We start from the raw sequence: 476 nt of genomic DNA, 5'->3' as shown, positions 1-476 counted from the left end.
CTCCCTGGCTGACCTGTTCACCCGGCAAGTGACGAAAACCCCGGACGCCCCCGCCCTCATCACCGCCCACACCACGCTTTCGTACGCGGAGCTGAACACTCGCGCCAACCACCTCGCGCACCATCTCATCGCCCGCGGAGTCCGCCCCGGCGATGCCGTCGCCGTTCTCCTGCAACGCTCACCCGAGACCATCACGACGCTCCTGGCCCTGATGAAGACCGGCGCGGTCTACGTCCCGCTCGACGCCCGCTATCCGAGTGAGCGCATCCACCACATCCTCGAGCAGACCGACACCGCACTCGTCCTCACCGACACCACCTCACAAACCGCACTCCCTACCGCAACACCTCACCTCCTCATCACCGACACCGACGCGGCCCGGTTGGACGGCGACAGCCACCACGCACCCGATGTCACGGTTCAGCCGGACGCCGCCGCGTACGTGATGTACACCTCCGGCTCCACCGGCACCCCCA

The 476-nt window shown here is 67.4% G+C and carries 1 protein-coding gene; it reads left to right on the top strand.

Annotation, left to right across the window (positions count from 1 at the left end; genetic code table 11):
• Window positions 1-28 precede the first annotated feature (28 nt).
• Window positions 29-476 (top strand): AMP-binding protein (locus C6N31_RS42490; RefSeq protein WP_307811617.1); only part of this gene is annotated, 448 nt, incomplete at its 3' end.

Origin of the sequence: Streptomyces fildesensis (genome assembly GCF_016107395.1) — a bacterium.
In the GTDB taxonomy this organism is placed as follows: domain Bacteria; phylum Actinomycetota; class Actinomycetes; order Streptomycetales; family Streptomycetaceae; genus Actinacidiphila; species Actinacidiphila fildesensis.
The sequence above is the reverse complement of the archived record's forward strand: the minus strand, read 5'-3'. Positions and strand labels throughout refer to the sequence as shown.